3 protein-coding genes are annotated in these 10,279 nt (G+C 71.2%); all 3 read right to left on the reverse strand.

Annotated elements, in window-relative coordinates:
* Positions 1-4,968, reverse strand: a 4,968-nt coding sequence (locus tag AQI94_RS42090) for a non-ribosomal peptide synthetase (RefSeq protein WP_159050658.1), incomplete at its 3' end; no start/stop codon positions are given.
* A 259-nt stretch (positions 4,969-5,227) separates the two neighbouring features.
* Positions 5,228-6,031 (reverse strand): FkbM family methyltransferase, encoded by an 804-nt coding sequence (locus AQI94_RS42095; protein ID WP_031061702.1) that lies wholly within the window; start codon positions 6,029-6,031, stop codon positions 5,228-5,230.
* The coding region (locus tag AQI94_RS42100) for a non-ribosomal peptide synthetase (protein ID WP_159050659.1) at positions 6,028-10,279 on the reverse strand (4,252 nt) is incomplete at its 5' end. The genes AQI94_RS42100 and AQI94_RS42095, both read right to left, overlap by 4 nt.

Consider the following 10,279-nt stretch of genomic DNA (forward strand, 5'->3'; position numbering starts at 1 on the left):
GACTTGGGGGCTCGTGGCCGGTCGGTTGTCCAGGGTGTGCCGGACGTCGGGGTCGTCCAGCCATACGGCGGTGTCGATCGGCAGATCGCCAGCCACGGACCGCTCTCCGACGAGGGCGGAGGCACCGCTGTCAGTGAGCATGAACCGCAGCCGGTCGGCCGGGTACTCGGGGTCGAGCGGGAGGTACGCGCCTCCCGCCTGCCACACCGCCAGCACCGCGACCACCATGTCGACACCACGCGGCAGGCACAGACCGACGATCGACTCGGCGCCGACGCCGAGTGCGCGCAGGTGGTGGGCCAGTTGGTTGGCCCGTGCCATCAACTGCCCGTACGTCAGCGAGTCCTCACCGCACACCACGGCCGTCGCCTGCGGAGACTCCGCCGCCCGGGCAGCGATCAACTCGTGCACCCCACCCACCGACGGCAACGGCCGAGCCGTGTCGTTCCAGGCGTTGATGGCGTCCTCGCGTTCGGGGGCGGTCAGGACGGGCAGGTCACCGATGGGCTGGTCCGCGTCCGTGGCGACGGCGTCCAGCAGGGCGGCAAGGTGGCCCGCCATCCGCTCCATGGTCTCGGCGTCGAACAGGGCGGTGCTGTACTGGAGTTCGCCCGCGAGGGTGCCGTCGGCCTCCCCCAGGGTGACGACGAGGTCGAACCGGACCGGCAGTGCCGCGGCCGGCTGGTCGGGGTGGTCCGGTCGGTCGCTCTGCTCGGGTGCGTCGGCTGGGCGGGACTGTCCGTTGTCGTAGTCGAAGAGGACCTGGAAGAGGGGGCTGCGGGAGCGGTCGCGCTCGACGGACAACTCGTCGACCACCTGCTCGAAGGGCAGGTCCTGATGGGCGTAGGCGCCCAGGGTCGTCTCGCGTACGCGTCCGAGCAGTTCCCGGAAGGACGGGTCGCCGGAGAGGTCCGTCCGCATGACGAGGGTGTTGACGAAGAACCCGATCAGGTCCTCGGTCTCGGCGCGGTTGCGGTTGGCCACGGGGGTTCCGAGGACGACGTCGTCCGTTCCGGCGTACCGGCCGAGCAGGACGTTCACGGCGGCGAGCAGCGTCATCGACAGGGTGGTGCCGCTTTCGCGGGTCAGGTGGCGCAGTCGTCGTGCCGTCTCCGCAGGGATCCGGAAGTCGACGGCGCCGCCGTCGCTGGAGCGTACGGGTGGGCGGGGGCGGTCCGTAGGCAGCTCCAGCAAGGGTGCACCGGCCAACTTGTCGCGCCAGTAGGTGAGTTGTTCCTCCAGTACGTCCCCTTCCAGCCACCGGCGCTGCCAGACGGCGAAGTCGGCGTACTGCACCGGCAGCGCCGGCAGCGGGTCCGGCGCACCCGCACGGAACGCGTCGTACAGGGTGGAGATCTCATCGCGCAGGATGCGGCCGGACCAGTCGTCGGACACGACGTGGTGGAGCGAGAGCGTGAGCAGATGGTCGTCGGCGGCGACCTTGACGAGGGTGCCGCGGATCAGGGGTCCTGCGGACAGGTCGAACGGCAGACGCGCGTCCGCTTCGAGGACCGCCCGGGCGGCTGCCCGCGGGTCCGGTTCGGCGGACACGTCGACCAGCGGCAGGGGGAAGGGCGCCGGCTCGTCGATCACCTGGTGTGCGACACCGTCCTGGTCGGCGACCAGGCGGGTCCGGAGCACCTCGTGCCGGGCCACCACCGTGGTCAGGGCCTTGTGCAGGGCGGGGAGGTCCAGGTCGCCGGGCCAGCGCAGGGAGGTGGACAGGTTGTACTCGGTGGAACCGGGCTCCAACTGGTCCAGGAACCAGAGGCGTTGCTGCGCGAACGACAGGGGCAGAGCCTGGTCCCGGTCGACGGCGGTGATCGGCGGAACGGCCGTGTCGGTGGTGGAGCCGTCCACGGCGGAGGCGAGTTCCCGGACGGTCGGCCGGTCGAACAGTGCGGACAGGGGGATCTCGGCCCCGAACACCTCGCGGATCCGGGAGATCACCTGGGTGGCGAGCAGCGAGTGTCCGCCCAGGTCGAAGAAGTTGTCCTCGGCGCCCACTCGTTCCATGCCGAGGACCTGCGCCCACACCTCGGTGAGGACGCGCTCGGTCTCGGTGCGCGGTGCCACCAGTCCGGTCGCGTCCCGGCGCACGCTGTCCGGTGCGGGGAGGGCGGCGCGGTCGAGCTTGCCGTTCGCCGTGAGGGGGAATTCGGCCAGTTCGACGACGACGGACGGCATCATGTACTCGGGCAGTCGCGCGGTGACGTACGGGCGCAGCTCGGTCGCCGTCGGGGCGCCCTCGTCCCGGTCCGTCGGCACGAGGTAGGCCACCAGGCGGCGTTCGCTGCCCTCGCCGTCCGCCGCGACCACCGCGGACCGGACACTCGGGTGGGCGGCGAGAACGGCCTCGACCTCGCCCGGTTCGATACGGAAACCCCGCACCTTGAGCTGCTGGTCGGTGCGGCCGAGGAACTCCACGCGTCCGTCGGGCAGTCGGCGCACGCGGTCGCCGGTCCGGTACATCCGCGTGCCGTCCGCGCGGAACGGGTCGGGCAGGAACCGTTCGGCGGTGAGGGCCGGGCGGCCACGGTAGCCGCGCGCGACCTGTACGCCGGAGACGAACAACTCGCCCGGCACGCCCACGGGTACGGTTCGCAGCGCCGCGTCCAGGACGTGGACCCGGGTGTTGGCCAGGGGCCTGCCCAGCGGGACCACTCCGGCGTCGAGGCTCTGGGCCGTCAGCGGGTCGGTGAGCACGCCGATCGTGGACTCGGTCGGCCCGTAGTGGTTGACGACGGCGCGGTCCTCGGCGGTCTCGACGAGCGTGGCCAGCCACTCGGGTGAGGCGCCTTCCCCGCCGAGCATGACTCCTCGGGCGGGCAGCACGGGTGCCAGGCCGGCGTCGGCGGCCAGCGCCGCGAGATGCGAGGGCACGATCTTGATCCAGTCGACGGCCCAGGTGGCGAGGTAGGCCGCCACGGCGCGTCCGTCGACCGCGGCGGCGGCGTCCAGGACGTGCAGGGTCCCGCCGGACACCAGGCAGCCGAAGACGACCGTGTTGCCGAGGTCGGTGACCACGGGCTGGAGGAGGCCGAACCGGCCGCCCTCGGTCCATCCGGCGCGCTCCACGACCGAGGCGACATAGTTCACGACGCCCGCGTGGGTGACCTGCACGCCCTTCGGCCGTCCCGTCGATCCGGAGGTGTAGATGACGTAGGCCAGCTGGTCCGGGAGCACGCCGGCCCCGGGTGACTCGGCAGGCATGGCGGCCACCGCCCCCCGTACGGCCGGGTCGTCCAGCACGACGGTCCGCAGCCGCCCGACGGGCAGTTCGTCGACGAGGTCCTCGGTACCCACGAGCACCGAGGCGCCGCTGTCGGCGAGCATGAACCCCAGGCGCTCGACGGGGTATTCGGGGTCCAGCGGCAGATAGGCGCCACCGGCCTGCCACACGGCGAGGACGGCCACGAGGGTGTCGGCACCGCGGGGCAGGCAGACGGCGACCACCGACTCCGTGCCCACACCTATCCCGCGCAGGTAGTGCGCGAGCCGGTTGGCCCGAGCCATGAGGCCGCCGTAGGTGAGGGCTTCGGCGCCCGCGACGACGGCCACGGTGTCCGGGGTGTCCGCCGCCCGTGCGGCGATCGTCTCGTGCAGACCGCCCGTCGACGGCGCGGGTGTGTCGGTGTCGTTCCAGTCCCGCGTGAGCCGGCGATGCTCCTCCGAGGTGAGGACGGGCAGCCGGGACAGCGGCTCCTCGGCGTCCCGGGCCACGGCGCTCAGCAGGGTGAGGAGGTGGCCGGACATCCGTTCGATCGTCGCGGCGTCGAAGAGCGCGGTGCTGTACTCGAACTCCGCGGCCAGTCCACGGCTGCCGTCGCTGAGCACCAGGCGCAGGTCGAACTTGGCGACGACGCCGCCATCGGCCGCGTCGGCGGCGGTGAGGGCGGCGCCGACGTCCGAGGTCTCCGCGAAGTCGTAGTTGAGCAGGGCCTGGAACAACGGCGTGCGCGAGCGGTCCCGCTCGGCCACCAACGCATCCACCACCTGCTCGAACGGCACATCCTGATGCGCATACGCACCCAACGCCGTCTCCCGCACCCGCCCCAGCACCTCACGGAACGACGGATCACCCGACAGATCCGCACGCATCACCAACGTGTTCACGAAGAACCCGATCAAGTCCTCCGTCTCCGCCCGGTTCCGGTTCGCCACCGGCGTACCGACAACCACGTCCTCCGACCCCGCATACCGCCCCAACAACACCGCGTACGCCGCCAACAGCGTCATGAACATCGACACACCGCACTCACGCGACAACCCCCGCAGGGCTTCCGCGATGTCGTCGGGTACGGCGAACTTCAGGGACGCGCCGGCCGAGGAACGGACCGGGGGGCGCGGATGGTCGATGGGGAGTTCCGTGTCCGGAGTGCCGGACAGGCGCTCACGCCAGTACGACAACTGCCGCTCAAGCACCTCACCGTCCAGCCACCGCCGCTGCCACACCGCGAAGTCCGCGTACTGCACCTCCAACGCAGGCAACGGATCCGGCTCCCCCGCACGAAACGCCTCGTACAACGCCAACAGCTCACGGTGGAAGACCTGGTCGGACCACTCGTCGAACACCACGTGATGCAGGGCCACCACGAGAACGTGCTCCTCCTCGGCGGCCCGCAGCAGAGTGCCGCGGATGAGGGGTCCGGACGCGAGGTCGAAGGGCACTGCGGCGTCCGCGGCGGCCAGGGTGCCCAGTGCCGCTTGGGAGCCGTCCCCGGAGACGTCCACCACCCTCAGCGGGAACTCCGCCGGCGGGTCGATCACCTGGCACGCCACACCGTCGGCGCCGGCCACCAGGCGGGTGCGCAGCACCTCGTGGCGGGCCACGACACCGCCCAGGGCGGCCTGGAGCGCGGCGACGTCCAGGGCGCCGTCCCACCGCACCCGCATCGACAGGTTGTACTCGGTCGATCCGGGCTCCAACTGGTCCAGGAACCACAGCCGCTGCTGCGCGAAGGACAACGGGAGCGGCCCATCGGGCCGAGGTTCCCAAGCCTGACGCGATACCTGCTCTCCCCTGAGGCGTCGCTTCAGCAATTCCCGCTTGGCGTCAGAAAGCATCAGATGTCCCCTGCACATAAGAAAGCTGAATCGGTGCGATGACGGTGCGCTGCGCTGCCCTGGGAGAAAAGTCCGCTTCACGATGGCACACCGCTGGATCATTCATCCAGCGGTGGCGCGTGCAACGCGTTCAACTGCGGCGTGGCGTCATTCGAACACGTCAAAGGGCGCCGTCGGCCGTGCGCCGTGCGACGAGTTCGTACAGGTCCGTGCCGGCCAGCTTGGCGTCCTGGCTGATCCCGACGGTGAATCCCCGGTCCTCGAGGAGGCGGCGCATGGCCGCCAACCGGCCCTGCTCGTCGTGGACTTCGGCGACGACGTGGCCGATCAGCGGCCAGTGGTCCGGTTCGACGCCGGCGAGGACGAGGTGTTCGGCCCGCTCGACGTCGATCTTGAGCAGGTCGATCCGGTCCAGCGCCTGCTGCCGGACGAGATCGGAGACGGTGAGAGTGGGCACGGTCATGTCGATTCCACGGTGCAGCCCGCTGATCATTTCCCCGATGTACTCCTCCGGGATTCCGGAGTTGCGCAGGAATATCCGCGTGTTCTCGTCGTCGGCCCGTTGGTCGGCGAACAGTCCTGAATTCCCGGTCGACCTCGGATAGTAGGTGAAAGCGCGGTGTCCGGCACGGTCGGACACCGCGCTGCGCACACACACGGCCCGGGGCACATGCTCGCGCAGATTGGATTCCAGGCACGCGAACGTGGCCGGGGCGGGCTCCACGGCCACGATCCGCAGCTCGGGCACGGCCCAGCCGAACATCAGGGAGACGATCCCGATGTTCGCCCCGACGTCGAGGACCGTGTCGCCGGGACGCAACGCGCTCGCGGCCCGGGCGTAGAGACCGTCCGCCGTGGCCTCCGCCCAGAGCACCTTGGCCTCGGCGGGGCTGACGCAGGTGATCCGGCGCCCGTTGGGCAGTTCGTAGGCGCCGGCCGTGACAGCCCGGGACCGGGCCGTCATGCGGTCGTCCCTCCCCCGCGCCGGGCGGTTCCCGCGCGGCGCTGCCAGCGGTCGATCTCGGCACTCAGGTAGGCGCCGACGGCCCGGGCGCCGCCCTCGTGGAAGATGTCCGAGTGCTTGCCGGGCACGTCCACGACCTCCGGCTCGGTGGACAGCGGCAGCCGCCACTGCTCCAGGGTCCACTGGTACGCCCTCTTGGGGTCGTCCTGCGGCATCAGGAGAACGACCCGGCCGTCGTAGGTACGCATCCCACGGTGCATCAGCTCGCCGTAGTAGGCGTAGGCGTGCCGGTTGATGATCAGGGCGCGCATGATCCGCAGGGCATGCTTGTCACCCTCGCGGACGCCCTGTCCGATCTGGTCGTCCGGTGCGCCGTACTTCTTCAGCAGCCGCTTCTCGTCCTTCCGCGGCAGTGTCGTGCCGGGGGCGGCGGCGAGGGCGTGCTCGACGCTGTCCAGGAGCCTGCGGGCCACGCGGTCGAAGGGCTGGTTGGGCAGGCGCCGGGCGAAGGGCTGACGGGCCGGCGCCATGAGCAGCACACCGCCCACCTCCTTGCCCAGGGCCCGCAGCTGCCGCGCCATCTCCAGGGCGACGTAGGAGCTGCCGGACTGGGCCGTGAGCAGGTAGGGGCCCTCCGGCTGAAGCCGCAGCATCTCCCCTATGTACGTCGTCGCCATCTCCTCCACCGAGGACGGCGGGGCGTCCTCGCCGGTCAGGCCACGCTGCTGCAGCCCGTAGAGCTGCTGACCCTCGGCCAGATGTCCGGCGACCTCCGCGAAGGCGGCGACCTCACCGGTGAAGGTGTGGACGGCGAACACGGCGGGCCGGACGGTGCCGGCACGGACGGTCACCGCCGAACGGACCTCGGGGTCCTCGGTGTGCAACTGGATCAGCGGCGCGGCGGACGCGATCGTCGGATGGTCGAAGAGGTCGCCGACGCTGATGTCGTGCCCGGCGCCGCGGATGCGTCCGACGATCTGCGTGACCAGCAGGGAGTTGCCGCCCAGCTCGAAGAAATTGTCCTGGGTGCCGACCTGGTCCAGGCCCAGTACCTCGGCCCACACCTCCGCGAGGAGTTCCTCCGCCTCGCCGGAAGGGGCGACGTACGAGCCGCTGCGGGTGCGTTCCGGTTCCGGCACCGGCAGCGCCGCCCTGTCGACCTTGCCGTTGGTGGTCAGCGGCAGCCGGGACAGTTCCATGTAGACGGCGGGCACCATGTGCTCCGGGAGGCTGCGCAGCAACAGTCCGCGCAGTTCGGCCGCTTCGGGGACGCCCTCGCTGTGGTCCGTCGGCACCAGGTAGGCGGCGAGACCGCGGTCCGGGCCGTCTCCATGGGCGGTGACCACGGCCGTGCGGATCGCCGGATGGGCGGCGAGGGCGGCCTCGATCTCCCCGGGCTCGATCCGGAAACCGCGCACCTTGACCTGGTCGTCGACACGGCCGAGGAACTCCAGCCGTCCGTCGGCCCGCCAGCACGCCCGGTCCCCGGACCGGTACATGCGTCCGCCGTCCGCCGTGAACGGGTCGGGCAGGAATCGCTCGCCCGTCAGCGCCGGACGCCCGAGATAGCCCCGCGCCACCTGCGCGCCCGCGATGAACAACTCGCCCGCCGCACCCACCGGAACCGGCCGCAGGGACGCGTCCAGCACGTACACCCGCGTGTTGGCGACCGGCCCGCCGATCGGCGGGGCGTCCTCGTCCTGCCCCGCGCACCCGGCCGCCGTCGCACACACCGTCGTCTCCGTAGGGCCATAGGCGTTCACCAGTCGCCGCCCCTCGGCCCAGCGACGCGCGACATGCGCCTCCAGTCGTTCCCCGGCCGTGAAGAGGGTCTCCACTCCGCCCAGGTCCCTGGGCCGCAGCACATCCAGCAGCGACGGCGGCACCGTCGCCACCTCCACGCCGGCTCGGCCCATCAGCGCCGCCAGCCGGCCCGGCTCCGCCCTCTCCGGGGGACCAGCGATCACGAGGCTGCCGCCTGCGGTCAGCGCCATCAGCACCTCCCACACGGAGGCGTCGAACCCGAACGGCGCGAACTGCAGCACCCGCACGCCCGCGTCCGACCGGCCCAGCACGCTCCGCTGCGCCACCGCCAGGCTGACGGCACCCCCGTGGGTGAGCTGCACACCCTTCGGACGCCCGGTCGACCCCGAGGTGTAGATCACGTAAGCCAACTGGTCGCGCTCCACGGTCACTTCGGGCGCCCGGCCGGGCTCGGTGGCCACCGCCGCACGTACGGCCGGGTCGTCCAGGACGACCGTGCGCAGCCTCCCCACCGGCAGGTCGTCGACCAGGTCCTCGGTGCCCACCAGCAGCGACGCGCCGCTGTCGGTGAGCATGAACTCCAGCCGCTCTGCGGGGTATTCGGGATCGAGAGGCAGATACACACCGCCGGCCTGCCATACGGCCAGCAGCGCCACCACCATGTCCACCCCGCGCGGCAGGCACAGTCCCACCACCGACTCGGCACCGACACCTGCCCCGCGCAGATGGTGCGCCAACCGGGCCGCCCGCGCCATCAGGGCGCCGTACGTCACCACCTCGTCGCCGAAGACGAGCGCCACCGTGTCCGGAGCGGCGACGGCCCGCGCGCCGATCAGCTCATGGACGCCGCCCACCGAAGGCAACGGCACCACCGTGTCGTTCCATTCGTGTACCAGCTGTCCGACCTCGGCCTCGGTCAGCACCGACAACTCGCCCACCGGCCGCTCGGCATCCGAAGCCGCGGCTCCCAGCAATGTGACCATGTGCCCCGCCATCCGTTCGACCGTCACCGCGTCGAACAACGCGGTGCTGTACTGGATCTCGCCGGCCAGCGCGCCGTCGTCCTCCGCGAGCGCCACGACCATGTCGAACTGCGCGGGCAGCAATCCCGTGCCGGTCTCCACCCCCGTACCGGCCCCGGACTCCCCGCCACCCGAACTGCGGACGTCCGGTGCGTAGTTGAACGACACCCGCCCGAGAGGACTACGAGTACGGTCCCGTACGTCCGCCAAGGCGTCCACCACCTGCTCGAACGGCAGGTCCTGGTGCGCGTAGGCACCGAGGGCCGTTTCCCGCACCCGGGTCAGCAGTTCCGCGAAGGACGGGTCGCCCGACAGGTCGGTCCGCATCACCAGCGTGTTCACGAAGAACCCGATGAGCTGCTCGGTCTCGGCCCGGTTCCGGTTCGCCACCGGCGTGCTCACCACGACGTCGTCGGACTCGGCGTAACGGCCCATGAGGACGTCGAAGGCCGCCAGCAGCGTCATGAACATCGTCGTACCGTGCTCACGCGACAGAGCCCGCAGTGCCTCCGCCGTCCGCACCGGCACCCTGAACCGGGCCACCGCGCCCTCGACGGACCGATCGGCCTCGCGCGGCCGGTCCGTGGGCAGTTCCAGATCTCGCGCACCCGCCAACGTCTCGCGCCAGTAGGCCGTTTGGGTCTCCAGCGCATCACCGGAGAGCCACCGCCGCTGCCAGGCGGCGACATCCGCGTACTGGATCGCCAGTGGCGACAAGGGATTCGGCCGACCCGCTCGGAACGCCTCGTACACGACGGAGAGTTCGTGCTGGAAGGCACGGTCGGACCACTCGTCGAAGACGACGTGATGGAAGACCAGGGCAAGCACGTGCTCGTCAGCCGCCAACCGGAGCAGCGTCGCCCGGACCAGAGGCCCACGGGCCAGGTCGAACGACGTCAGCGCGTCCTCGGTGACCACCTGGCCCACAGCGCTCCGCGGGTCCCTGCACCCCGAAAGGTCGACGACGGGGAGGGGGAGGGAGGCGGGCGGGTCGATGATCTGATGCGGTATGCCGTCCTGGTCGGCGACCAGGCGGGTGCGCAGCACCTCGTGCCGGGCGACGATCGCGTCCAGCGCCGCACCGAGGGCCCTCAGGTCCAGCTCGCCGGGCAGGTGCAGCCGGGTCGACATGTTGTACTCGACCGAGCCGGGCTCCAACTGGTCCAGGAACCACAGCCGTTGCTGCGCGAACGACAGCGGCAGCGGCCGGCTGCGGTCGGCCCTGCTCATCGGCCCGCTCGCGGTACGTGCGACGGTGTCGATCAGGGCGGCCAGGCCGCGGACAGTGGGCTGGTCGAAGAGCGCGGCCAGCGGGATCTCCGCCGCGAACACCTCACGCACACGGGAGATGACCTGGGTGGCGAGCAGGGAGTGCCCGCCGAGCTCGAAGAAGTTTTCCTCGACGCCGACACGGACACCGACACCGACGCCGCCGGCGTCCGTGGGGTCGAGGTCCAGCACC

It is taken from the genome of Streptomyces pseudovenezuelae (assembly GCF_001513955.1).
GTDB classification, from domain to species: domain Bacteria; phylum Actinomycetota; class Actinomycetes; order Streptomycetales; family Streptomycetaceae; genus Streptomyces; species Streptomyces pseudovenezuelae.